At 71.8% G+C, this 11,051-nt stretch carries 9 protein-coding genes; 7 read left to right on the forward strand and 2 right to left on the reverse strand.

All coding sequences use genetic code 11. The features are described 5' to 3' along the window. Positions 1–35: 35 nt before the first annotated feature. A complete protein-coding gene (locus ACBJ59_RS15750; protein ID WP_375110918.1) occupies positions 36–695 on the reverse strand; it encodes a TetR/AcrR family transcriptional regulator C-terminal domain-containing protein in 660 nt (219 codons plus the stop codon). Positions 696–804: 109 nt separating this feature from the next. Here ACBJ59_RS15750 and ACBJ59_RS15755 point away from each other — a divergent pair, with 109 nt between their 5' ends. From ACBJ59_RS15755 to ACBJ59_RS15780, 6 genes are all read left to right on the forward strand, one after another. Beyond that, positions 805–3,132, forward strand: a complete 2,328-nt coding sequence (locus tag ACBJ59_RS15755) for a DUF4132 domain-containing protein (RefSeq protein ID WP_375110919.1) — start codon at positions 805–807, stop codon at positions 3,130–3,132. A 204-nt stretch (positions 3,133–3,336) separates the two neighbouring features. Continuing rightward, positions 3,337–4,194, forward strand: a complete 858-nt coding sequence (locus ACBJ59_RS15760; RefSeq protein ID WP_375110920.1) for a helix-turn-helix transcriptional regulator — start codon at positions 3,337–3,339, stop codon at positions 4,192–4,194. Positions 4,195–4,266: 72 nt separating this feature from the next. Continuing rightward, on the forward strand, positions 4,267–4,866 hold the full coding sequence (locus tag ACBJ59_RS15765) for a TetR/AcrR family transcriptional regulator (protein WP_375110921.1): 600 nt from the start codon (positions 4,267–4,269) through the stop codon (positions 4,864–4,866). A 154-nt stretch (positions 4,867–5,020) separates the two neighbouring features. Continuing rightward, the gene (locus ACBJ59_RS15770; RefSeq protein WP_364122915.1) at positions 5,021–5,398 is read left to right on the forward strand and encodes a hypothetical protein; all 378 of its coding nucleotides are present in this window, start codon (positions 5,021–5,023) and stop codon (positions 5,396–5,398) included. A 44-nt stretch (positions 5,399–5,442) separates the two neighbouring features. Continuing rightward, complete coding sequence (locus tag ACBJ59_RS15775) at positions 5,443–6,612, forward strand: serine hydrolase domain-containing protein (protein WP_375110922.1); 1,170 nt, start codon at positions 5,443–5,445, stop codon at positions 6,610–6,612. Positions 6,613–6,706: 94 nt separating this feature from the next. Next, a complete protein-coding gene (locus ACBJ59_RS15780; RefSeq protein WP_375110923.1) occupies positions 6,707–7,627 on the forward strand; it encodes an RNA polymerase sigma-70 factor in 921 nt (306 codons plus the stop codon). Positions 7,628–7,639: 12 nt separating this feature from the next. On the opposite strand, the gene ACBJ59_RS15785 is transcribed toward ACBJ59_RS15780, so the two are convergent. Continuing rightward, positions 7,640–8,866, reverse strand: a complete 1,227-nt coding sequence (locus ACBJ59_RS15785; RefSeq protein ID WP_375110924.1) for a cytochrome P450 — start codon at positions 8,864–8,866, stop codon at positions 7,640–7,642. Positions 8,867–9,041: 175 nt separating this feature from the next. Here ACBJ59_RS15785 and ACBJ59_RS15790 point away from each other — a divergent pair, with 175 nt between their 5' ends. Next, positions 9,042–10,949, forward strand: a complete 1,908-nt coding sequence (locus ACBJ59_RS15790; RefSeq protein WP_375110925.1) for a hypothetical protein — start codon at positions 9,042–9,044, stop codon at positions 10,947–10,949. The last annotated feature ends 102 nt before the right edge of the window (positions 10,950–11,051 follow it).

Here is an 11,051-nt window from a genome sequence, read left to right on the forward strand (position 1 = left end):
CGCCTTGGCGATCGCGCCGCCGTACCCTCTGGCGTTCAGGACGACATCCTCGGGATCGTGATCGGCTTGCCGGGCGGCAGCTGGGCGACCAGCCCCTCGGCGGTCGCGGTGAGCATGAACACGAAGTAGTCCTCCGGGGTGTGTGCCGGGATGCCCGCCTGCGCCTGCCGGATGAGCGCCGAGCCCGCCATCGCGGCCAGTGCCGCGTCGGTGGCCTCGGTCTCGAGGTGGGCCGCCGCGCGCTCCTGCTCGGCCACGGTGGCGCCGATCGTGAGGGTGGCGACGGCGGAGGTGAGCGCGGTGGCCGCGGCCGGGTCGTAGCCGCGCCTGCCCAGGGCGGTGATCTCGTGCTCGAGGAGCCGGATGCCGGACGGCCCGCGCGGGAACAGCCGCTGGAGATAGCGGGCCGTGCCCGGGTGGGCGAGCGTGAAGCCGCGCAGCTGCACGGCGAAGCCGACCAGGTGGCGAGCGGCCGGTTCCGCCGGGTCGTCGACCAGGTGCAGGTCCTCGAGGATCGCCTCGCCGATCAGGCTCTCCAGCGCCGCGCGGCTCCGTACGTGGCGGTAGACGGCGGCGGCCGTGACGCCGAGCGCGTCGGCCACGCCCTGCATGGACAGGTCGGTCAGGCCGATCCGCACGCCCGCCTCGATCACGTCCTGGAGCGTGAAACTGGCCGTGCGTCCGCCGGTTTTCATTGGTTAGCCTTCCCTTAGTTACGGGCCCTAACTTAGAAGAACGATCCGGGGGGCGCAAGGGTCGCGCGCCCCTGGGATTTGTCGGTGGCATGCGGCAGGCTGCTGACCCGTGGACGTGACACACGCGCTTTCCCCCGAGGCCCGGCGGGTGCACCGCTATCTGACGGAGCCCGATCTCGGCCATCCCGACCCGTGGCCGCAGCCCTCCCGGCTGACCGCCACCGACCTGGGCCACCTGCTGCCCCTCGCCTACCGCACACCGGGCACCGGGAGCCCGGCCTTCTCGATGCGGTGCGCCGTGGAGGACGAGGTCAGGCAGCGGCAGCCGGAGTTCACCCGGGAGTCGCGCCGCGCGCTCTACGAAGCCCTGGTCGACCGCCTGGAGAAACGCAAGTGGGCCGACATGTGCCTGGCGGCGGGGGCGCTGCTGCGGACGCCGGGCGGGGAGGAGACCGGAGAGCTGGCCGGTCTCGCGCGCGTCCTGACCGAATTCATGGTCGCGAACGAGCGGCTCGAGACGCCGTACGCGCTGCTGGCCGTGGCCGGGGTGGCCGGGATGGAAGAGGTGACGGTGATGACGGACGAGCAGCCCGCCTCGCTGGCGGTGGCCGAGCGCGACCTGGTGCTGGGCCTCGATCCGGCCGGCCGGGCGCTGGTCGCGGAGATCGGGCCCCGCTCCTACGGGTCGCCGCCCGAGCTCCCCGATGCCTGGGAGCGGCTGACGGAGTTGCCCGCCTACGTGAGCTTCGCCCGCGCCGCGCTGGAGGCCGCCGAGGCCAGGCTGGCCGCGATCCACGCCGGCGAGCTGCCCTACCGCGCCGACAAGGCGTTCACCGCGGCGGAGGTGCCGGCGCTCGGCCGGGCCGCACGGCTGGCGCTGTTCCGCGACGAGCCATGGCTGCCCGAGCTGATCGGCAGCCTGCTGAGCCGGGTCGCGGTCGCGCCGACGGCGGCCAAGACGCTGCCGTCGCAGGCGCTGCTGTTCGAGATCGGCCGCGCGGTCGAGCGGTTCCCGACCCCGGAGGCGCTCACGGCGCTGCGCGCGGCCCGCGCGGCCACCCGGCACGCCGGGGTGGTCAAGCAGCTCGACCGCATGATCAAGCGGGCCGAGCCGGGGCTGGCCGACCGCGTCGAGGTGGCCTTCCGCATGCCGGACCTGGGGTTCGGGCCGGGCGGGCGGCTGGAGGTGCCGCTGGGAGAGCACCGGGCGGTGGTGGCGCCCGGCGAGGGCGGCGAGTTCGCGCTGACCTGGTGGCAGGGCGACCGGCAGCTCAAGGGCGTGCCCGCGGCGGTGCGCAAGGAGCATCCCGAGGAGGTCAAGCGACTGCGCGAGCTGGTCAAGCAGATGCGGCGGCAGCTGACGACGCTGGCCAGGGCGTTGGAGGCGGGGTTCGCGGGGGAGAGCGCGCTGCCGTACGCGATGTGGCGGGGGCAGGTGGCCGAGCATCCGATCGCCGGCTCGATGGCGGCGCGGCTGATCTGGGAGGTCGAGGTGGCGCCCGGCCAGTGGCGGGCCGTGCTGGGCGGCCCGGAAGCGCTGGAGGTGACCGGCGACCGGGTGCGGCTGTGGCATCCGGCGCGCGCGACGGTGGCGGAGGTGGGCCGCTGGCGGGAGGCGGTGACCGAGAGGCGGCTCAGGCAGCCGTTCAAGCAGGCGTTCCGCGAGGTCTACCCGCTGACCCCGGCGGAGGAGGAGACGGCCGCCTATTCCAACCGGTTCGCCGCCCACGTCGTCGACTACCGCCGCCTGTACGCGATGTTCAAGGCACGCGCCTGGGAGACGCGGATGCTCGGCCCGTGGGACGGCGGCGACGCGGGGGAGGCCAGGCGGGTGCTGGCCGAGGGCCGGTGGCGGGTGTCGTTCTACCACGACTACCTGTACGACGAACCGGGCGAATACGCCACCACCGACCAGGTGCGCTTCCACCGGCGCGGCGCCGAGGGCTGGCAGGAGGCGCCGCTGGCGGAGGTGCCCCCGCTGGTGTTCAGCGAGGCGATGCGCGACGTGGACCTGTTCGTGGCGGTGACCTCGATCGCGGCCGATCCGGAGTGGGCCGATCGCGGGCACGACCGCCATCTCGACTATTGGCGTGAGACCTCCTTCGGCCCGCTGCAGCCCTCGGGCGAGGTGCGCCGCGACGCGCTGGCCCGCATCCTGCCGCGCACGTCCGTCGCCGACCGCTGCGTCCTGGGCGATCGGTTCCTGGTCGTGCGTGGTGACTTGCGCACTTACAAGATCCATCTGGGCAGCGGCAACATCCTCATGGAGCCGGGCGACGTCTACCTGTGCATCGTGTCCGCACGCGACCGCGACGAGCGGCTGTTCCTGCCCTTCGAGGAGGACGACCGGCTGGCGCTCATCCTCAGCAAGGCCCTGCTCCTCGCCAGGGACACCGAGATCACCGACGAGAGCATCGTCAGGCAGATCAAGGGTTGACCACCCCCCGCACGCGGCTGGTCGCCGACGTCGCCTCTCCGTTCACGCCGTCGGCTGCCGGTGCAGGCGGGGACGCGGTGCCAGGCGGTCGAGGAACGCGTGCGGCGTGCCCTCGTACACGTGTGCCTCATAGGGCTTGCCGGCCCGGTGGAAGGTGGTGGTCAGCGCTGCCCATAGTCGATGAAACCCGACATACTGGGCCTCGTGGCAGATCGACACGAGCTGGCCGGATTCCTCCGCTCCCGTAGGGGGCGGGTCGCCCCCGAGAACGCCGGACCCGGCGGCGGGGCGCGACGCCGGGTGGCGGGGTTGCGCCGGGAGGAGGTCGCCCAGCTCGCCGGGATCAGCGTGGAGTACTACCAGCGGCTGGAGCAGGGGCGGGCCGCGCATCCGTCGCCCGAGGTGCTCGACGCCATCGCCGCCGCGCTCCGCCTCGACGACGTGGAACGCGAGCACCTGCGCTCGCTGGCTCTCGCGGTACGGGAGCGCCCCCTCCCGGCGCCCGGCTCACGGGCCGAGGACGTCCGGCCGGACCTGGTGCGGATGCTGCACCTGATCCACACGCCCGCCATGGTGATCGACGACCGGTTCGGCGTCCTCGCGGCCAACGCCGTGGCCGCCCGCCTGTTCTCCCTGGAGGGCACACGGCAGCGGCCGAACCTGGCCAGGCGGCTGTTCCTCGATCCTGCCGGCCAGGACTTCTACGTCGAGTGGGAGGAGATGGCCGCCCTGACCGCGGGGCAGCTGCGGGTCACGCGCGGGCTGTACCCGAGGGACACCGAGCTGGCCGAGCTGATCGGCGAGCTGCACGACGGCAGCGAGGCGTTCCGCGGCTTGTGGAGCGCCCGCGACGTCAGCGTGCGTACGCACGGGGTGAAGAGCTTCCGGCATCCCGCCCTGGGCACCGTGACGTTCGCCTATGAGCACTTCATCCCGACCGGCGACTCCCGGCAGCGGCTGGCCGTGCTCGTGCCGGTCGAGGGCGGCACCACCGAGGCCGCGGTCCGGCTGCCGGCCACCTGGGCGCGCACGCCGGACATACCCAGGACCGTTCTCGGTTAGGGTGGGCGTGTGCCCACCTTAGTGGGCGTGCGCCCACTCGTCAACGGGCACGGCAGGAGAAGGAAGGCGCGTATGCCGACAGGGGTGGCCATGCGCGACGCGCGCCGGCAGCTGTTCGAGGCCGCCGAGCGGGTCCTGCTCCGCGACGGGCCGAACGCCCTGACCAGCCGGGCCGTCACCACGGAGGCGGGCTGCGCCAAGGGGGTCCTGCACCGGCACTTCGCCGACTTCGACGCCTTCCTGGCCGAGCTCGTACGCGATCGCATCGGCCGGATCGACGCCCGGACGATCGCCCTGCGCGGGGCGGCCGGCACCGGCACCGTCACGGCCAACCTCACCGGCGCGCTGATCGACCTGTTCGAGTCGGTCGGCGTGGCGATCGTCGGCCTGCTGATCTTCCGGGACGAGCTGCGCGCCCGGCTCCGCCAGACCACGCCGGCCGGCATTCCCATCCTGACGGAGGGGGCGGCCATGATCGCCTCCTATCTCACCGAGGAGCGTGCGATGGGCCGCATCGCCGCCGACGCCGACGTCGATACGCTCGCCCTCACGCTGATCGGCGCCGCCCACCTGCTCTTCGCCGGTCGGGAGGGCGCCCCGCCGGAGACCGGGGCCGTCGACCGGGTCGTCGCCACGGTCATGGCCGACGTCGTGCAGCGGCGCCTGCTCTGACGGGTGCCCGCTGAATCTTTGTCCACGTTGTTGACGACCTTTGATGGGACCACTAACGTCGTCTCTAGTCGAGACGACGTTGCCACGTATCGTCTGCCGGCGGCGTGGTAGTAATGAGATCCCTGAGGAGGCCAGACAGACAAGTTGGTGCGCCATGACCGTGTCCTACCTCGGCGTGCTCGGCATTGCCGAAGCGCTGGGGGTGAGCCGGCACGCGGTGCACAAGTGGCGCTCCCGCCACCCGGGTGATTCGACTCACCCGTTTCCCGAGCCCGACGTCGAGATCGACGGGGCTCCCGGCTGGCGGCCCGAGCGGCTGCCGGAAATCGTCCGGTGGCGCGACAGCCTGCCGGGCCGCGGCGCCGGTGGAGGCCGTCCTACCGCCGCGCGCCAGGAATACCTCAAGGCGGCCGCCATCCGCGGCCTCGACCGGGACGAGGCCCTGCGCGCGCTCGCCACGTTCACCGAGGAATTTCCCGAGATGACCGAGCCGGAGGTCTGCGCCTGGCTCATCGGGCACTGGCGCGGCTAGCGCCTCCGGCGGCACACCACAGCTGCAACGGAAGGCGATGACGCATGCTCGAAATCGGCGGGGAGACCGCACCGGGGTTCGAAGGGGTGCGGGAGGCGTTCGCGGCCAATCTGGCCGGCGGCCAGGAGGTGGGCGCCGCGGTCGGCGTCTACCTGCACGGCCGCAAGGTCGTCGACCTGTGGGGCGGCGTCGCCGACCCGGGCACCGGCCGCCGCTGGGAGCGCGACACCCTCCAGGTCGTGTTCTCCACCACCAAGGGCGTCACCGCCGCGTGCGCGCACCTGCTGGCCCAGCGGGGCGAGCTGGACCTCGACGCGCCCGTCACCGACTACTGGCCCGAGTTCGCGGCGAACGGGAAGGAGCGCCTCCCGGTCCGCTGGCTGCTCACCCACCAGGCCGGGCTGCCGGTGCTCGACCGGCCGATCACCCCGGCCGAGGCGCTGGCGTGGGAGCCGATGGTGACCGCGCTGGCCGCCCAGCGGCCGTGCTGGGAGCCGGGCACCGAGCACGGCTACCACGCGCTCACGTACGGCTGGCTCGTCGGCGAGGTCGTCCGCCGGGTGACCGGCCGCAGCATCGGCACGTTCCTCGCCGAGGAGATCGCCGCACCGCTCGACCTGGACCTGTGGATCGGGTTGCCGGAAGCGGAGCAGCACCGGGTCAGCCGGCTCGTCGTCCCGAAGGTCGACCTGGACGCGCTGACCGGGACCGACCTGGACACCCTCCCCGAGGCCACGCGCGACGTGATGGCCGCCTTCGCCGATCCGACGTCGCTGACCGTACGCGCGATGAGCGTCGTCACGCCGCCGCTGAACCACGACGACCCCGCCGAGCAGTACGCCGAGCTGCCGTCGACCAACGGCATCTGCACCGCCCGCGCCCTGGCCCGCTTCTACGCCGCGCTCATCGGCGAGGTCGACGGGCACCGCATCCTGTCGCCCGGCACGCTGGCGGCCGCGACCGCCGAACAGGTCAGCGGCGTCGACCGGGTCCTGCGCATGCCGGTCCGGATCGGCACGGGCTTCGGCCTGCCCACACCCGGGATGTTCTGGTACAGCCCGACCGCCTTCGGGTTCGGCGGCTACGGCGGCTCGCTCGGCTTCGCCGACCCGGCCACCGGCCTCGCCTTCGGCTATGTCATGAACCACATCCAGGAAGGCGTGCCGGACCCGAGGGCGGCCAGGCTCTTCGACGCGGTCCGGAGCGCCCTCTGAGATCGGCGGCGAAGAAATTTCCCCAAAACCGTCACAAAGCGGGGAGTCTGCCTTGTCTTAGCTGACGACGGGGTCGGCGAAGGTACGGGTGGACATGCAGACAGAATTCCTGGACCATGCGAGCGCGCTCGACGAGGCCGCGTCCGCCTTCGTCGAGTTGCGCCCGCGGTTGTTCGGCATCGCCTACCGGATGCTGGGCAGCGCGTCGGAGGCCGAGGACGTCCTGCAGGAGGTCTGGATGCGGTGGCAGGGCACCGACCGGGCGGCCGTCGACAATCCCTCGGCCTACCTGGCGTTGATCACCACCCGCCTGTCCATCAACGTCGCCACCTCCGCCCGCGCGCGCCGCGAGACCTACATCGGGCCCTGGCTCCCCGAGCCGGTCGACACCAGCCTCGACCCCGCGCTCGGCGCCGAACGCGGGGAGGCGCTCGAGCTCGCCTTCCTGCTCCTGCTGGAAAGGCTCAACCCCACCGAGCGGGCCGCGTACGTCCTGCGCGAAGCCTTCGTCTACCCCTACGACCAGATCGCGGAGATCCTCCAGCTCACCCCGGTCAACGTCCGCCAGCTCGTCAGCCGCGCCCGCAAGCGGCTGACCGCCGCACGGCGCGAGCCCATCGACAAGAGCGAGCACCGGCGTCTCCTGCGGGCCTTCATCGACGCCGCCCGGACGGGGGACATCGCCGCGCTGGAGGACCTGTTCGCCGCGGACGTCGTCAGCTCCTCCGACGGCGGCGGGCTCAGAGGGGCGGCCCGCTTCCCGCTGCTGGGCAGCCTCCGGGTGGCGCGGTTCCTGGCCGCGTTCGCCCCGAGGTTCTGGCCGGGCGCCGAGATGGAGTGGGTCGAGGTGAACGGGCTCACCGCCGCGATCGTCCCGCGCGGCCGCAGCGGGGTCACGATGCTCACCGTCGAGGCCTCGCCGCAGGGCATCCATCACGTCATGTGGATCGTCAACCCGGTCAAGCTCGACGCCTTCGAACGGTCACGCCCGCGTCCGGCCGCCGCGCCCGGCTGACCGGGCGCGGGCTCACCACTGGAGGTGGAGCTCGAAGGGGCCACGGTGATCCAGCGTGCCGCGGTACTCGACGCGCTGGTCCGGTACGAGGCGCAGATCGGGCAGGCGTTCGGTGAGCAGGCGCAGCGAGATCTCGACCTGGCGGCGGGCCAGCCCGGCACCGGGGCAGTAGTGGGCGCCCTGGCCGAAGACCACGTTGGCCCGCAGCGGCCGGGCGATGTCGAACTCCTCGGCCCGCTCGAAGGCCTCCTCGTCGCGGTTGGCGGAGGCCAGGCAGAGGGCGACCTCGGTGCCGGCCGGGAGGTCTCGTCCGCCGAGGCTGGTGTCGGCGGTCGCCACCCGCAGGAACATGTGGGTGGGGGTGTCGAAGCGGGCGATCTCCTCGGCCGCGTTCGGCACGAGGTCGGGCCGTTCGCGGAGCAGCCGCCACTGCTCGGGGTGCGACAGCAGCCGGAGCAGGCCGTTGCCGAGCAGCGCCGAGGTGGTGATGTGGCCCGGCAGGGCGACACCCAGGACCAGGCCGACGAGTCCGGCCATCTGATCGTCGGTGAGCGGTCCGTCGCCCGGGGCGTACGCGGCGATGTAGTCGCTGATCAGGTCGTCCCGGGGCGCCGCGCGGCGATCGGTCACGTACCGCTCGATGAGCCGCTGGAAGCGCACCCACGCCCGGGCGCACTCGATCTGCTCCTCGTCCGACCTGAACTGGTGCCCCATGCTCATGGCCGCCCCGGCCCGGCTGTCGTCCCCGAACGCGGTGCTGTCCTCCTCCGCGAAGCCGGTCAGCCGGGCGATCACGTCGACGGGGAGCCGGTTGGCGTACCCGGCCATGAACTCGACGCGGCCGTCCTTGGCGAAACCGTCGATGAGCTGCCCGGCGCGTTCGGTGATGTACGGCTCGGCCGCGGTGACGCGTTCGGGGGACAGGGCCGCCGCCCCGGGCGCCCGCAGCCGCCGGTGCGGCTCGCCGTCCATCGTGATGAAGTTCTCCCGCGGCGGTATGCCCTTGGCCAGCTCCTGGAGGACCGCCGGGGGGAACGGCGCGTACGGCCGCAGGGTGTTGGCCGAGGAGTAGGTCTGCCCGTCGCGCAGCACTTTGCGCACGTCGGCCATCTTCGTCACGACCCAGGCGCCGATCGCCGGGGAGAAGAACATCGGCTCCTCGCGCCGTGCCCGCTCGTAGAAGGGATAGGGATCGTTCAGGTGCGTACGGAGCGGGTCGTAGAGATCGCCCAGGGACATGCCCATCACCTTTGCCCGGAGGTTGGCAATTTTGCCCTGACTATAACCCGTAATGGATATTTATCCAGGTTTCCCTGATATCAGGACCGATCAGCCTGATCGGCGCACTGAGGTCTTGACTTAATTTCCATGGACTCCATTATTAAGCTCAAGATCCAGCCCCTGAGGAGCCCCCATGAGACTCCTGCCCCTGTTACTCCTCCTCGTCGCCGCGATCCTGTTCCCGCTGCAGACCGCCTCGGCGGCGCAGTTCGAGCTCGGCCGCACGCCGTTCCACGGCAAGGTCCCCACGCTCGACCGCAACAGCCGCGTCGCCTTCTGGTACGGCCAGCTCGACCAGGCCAAGACCAACCAGCTCAAGGGCTACGACCTCGTCGTGCTCGAACCCACGCTCCGCGTGCTCAACGTGACCGCCGACCACTTCTACTTCGAGTCGGTCACCAGCGCCCAGGTCCAGGAGATCAAGCGCGGCCTGGACGGCGCGCTCGGCACGGCGGACGACGTGATCGTGCTCGGCTACCTCTCGGTGGGCGAGATGCTCCCCACGATCATCCCCGGGTCGTCCGGGCACATGACCGTCGCCAAGGGCATCGAGCTGGGCCTGCTGCCCGCCGGTTACCAGGGCCCGTCGGGGCCGCTGCACGGCCCCAACCCGTGGAACTACACCGCCTCCGGCGGGTACGTGGACGTCGAGCACGGCGCGACGCCCGACGGCACCTACGGCGACGACTACGCCGGTTACCAGGGCGTCTCCATCGCCGCTGACCACTCCTCCTGGGGCAACCGGCTGCGCTGGGCCGGCAAGGGAGTCATGCCCTGGTACCTCGACCAGCAGGGCACCTGGGTGACCGACGCGCGCTACCCGTACGGCGGCTACTGGAAGGACGGCGACGGCGTCGTGGACGTCAACCGCACGTACGGAGGCGGGTACATCAACGGCGGCGATCCCGCGTGGCAGCGGTTCGTCACGTACCAGGTGGACAAGATCGTGCACGACGGCGAGTACGACGGCGTGTTCCTGGACACCGTCGACACCCCCGACCCGGTCGGCGGGGCCGGGCCGTCGGTGTCCTGGGGGCCGCGGGGCAACTTCGGGTTCACCGCCAAGGGCATGGTCGAGCTCGTGGAGAAGATCAAGGCGGTGGATCCGTCGAAGGTGGTGGCGGCCAACCGCGGCTACTGGTACTTCAACCCCGACGAGGGCACCTCCCAGTTCGCCGCCCGCTACCGCCACGCCATCAACGTCTTCGTGACCGAGTCCTGGTACTACAACACCTACATACCGGGCTTCTACGACACCAGCCCCGGATACGCCGACAACTGGAACACCGACCCGGGCTCGCCGACGTACCGGAGCCGCGACAACTTCGGCGGCTTCTGGAAGGACTACGTCAACGCCCAGGCCGGCGCCGCCGACGGCTTCAACGTGGTCATCATCGACTTCCGGGTGCCCGCGTCCGGCACCCACAAGTGGATGAACGAGGTGGTGACCCGCAGCGGCTACCTCGGCTACGACGTCAGCGGCGCCAACCACTTCAACTCGGCGATCTACGACGACGCCAGGAACTGGCTGGACGCCCAGGGGCTCACCGCGCCGGGCCAGGCGGGGGCGCACCCCACCGACCTGTACGGGGGCTTCCTGGCGGACGGCTCGTTCGGCGAGTGGTCCGCGCAGACCCCGGTCTTCAACGACCCGGCCGGCGCCAACGGCAAGGGGATCACCAAGGTCTTCACCAGGTTCGTCGGCGACCGGTTCTTCATGATGGTCGAGGCCAGGCAGGCGCTCAACCTGGCCCAGGAGATGATCTACTTCGACCACGACCGGGACGGGCCGTCCGGGTGGCAGCCGTGGTGGCCGACCTCGCCGGACGCGCGGGTCTACCTGGAGTCCCTGAACCAGGCGTACCTGCTGCCGCACGCGGGGGCCGGTCAGGGCGACGTCTTCCGGTTCTCCAGCACGGGCTCGCCGGCGAACCGGGGATGGCCCGTACGGGTGGTGCAGTCGGGCAACCGGGCGGAGCTGGAGTTCGCCAGGGAGCACGTCTTCCCCGAGTCCATGGCGGGCAGGGTTCCGGACGTCTGAGGCAGGCGGGCGGTGGCGGAGTTGTTCCGGATGAAGCCGATCCTGAGCCGCTGCCCCGGCGAGAGGCCGAGGCTGGTCAGGGGGACGGCCGCCTCGACGACA

The organism is Nonomuraea sp. MTCD27 (assembly GCF_041950495.1).
In the GTDB taxonomy this organism is placed as follows: domain Bacteria; phylum Actinomycetota; class Actinomycetes; order Streptosporangiales; family Streptosporangiaceae; genus Nonomuraea.

Bases quoted from the DNA above. Each gene is read 5' to 3' on its own strand.
- ACBJ59_RS15750 (WP_375110918.1), bottom strand. From the start codon at position 695: ATGAAAACCGGCGGACGCACGGCCAGTTTCACGCTCCAGGACGTGATC.
- ACBJ59_RS15765 (WP_375110921.1), top strand. From the start codon at position 4,267: ATGCCGACAGGGGTGGCCATGCGCGACGCGCGCCGGCAGCTGTTCGAG.
- ACBJ59_RS15770 (WP_364122915.1), top strand. From the start codon at position 5,021: ATGACCGTGTCCTACCTCGGCGTGCTCGGCATTGCCGAAGCGCTGGGG.
- ACBJ59_RS15775 (WP_375110922.1), top strand. From the start codon at position 5,443: ATGCTCGAAATCGGCGGGGAGACCGCACCGGGGTTCGAAGGGGTGCGG.
- ACBJ59_RS15780 (WP_375110923.1), top strand. From the start codon at position 6,707: ATGCAGACAGAATTCCTGGACCATGCGAGCGCGCTCGACGAGGCCGCG.
- ACBJ59_RS15785 (WP_375110924.1), bottom strand. From the start codon at position 8,866: ATGTCCCTGGGCGATCTCTACGACCCGCTCCGTACGCACCTGAACGAT.
- ACBJ59_RS15790 (WP_375110925.1), top strand. From the start codon at position 9,042: ATGAGACTCCTGCCCCTGTTACTCCTCCTCGTCGCCGCGATCCTGTTC.